Below are 323 nucleotides of genomic sequence, written 5' to 3'. Positions count from 1 at the left end.
GGGCGGTGATTTTGCCGCAGGCGCATTGAAGATCAAAGCGCCCGTCGGCTCGCACTCCGGCAAGCCGCCCCACGTGAACCCCGGCGTATTTGCCTTTGGGTTGCACCAGCTTCACCTGATCGCCGGTCTGGAAGCCATGTACCCGTTTGATCCGTCCCGCGGAGGTCCTAGGGAAGCCATAGCGGTCCATCTTCACCACCTGGCGGGTGCCTCGACCGACGGCGGTGATGGTCAGGGGCTTTAGGTCGGGGTTCAGTCGAACGTCGCTACCGGACTCGCCCACGCAGGCTGCATCGATCCAGTGCGCCTTAGGATACCCCAAC

Annotated in this window: 1 protein-coding gene; it reads right to left on the bottom strand. The window is 63.5% G+C overall.

The features are described from left to right. A partial coding sequence (locus tag ACYQ3M_RS11650; protein ID WP_460036248.1) for a hypothetical protein occupies positions 1 to 323 on the bottom strand: 323 nt, incomplete at both ends.

The sequence above is a fragment of the Methylothermus subterraneus genome (assembly GCF_054656915.1).
The sequence above is the reverse complement of the archived record's forward strand: the minus strand, read 5'-3'. Positions and strand labels throughout refer to the sequence as shown.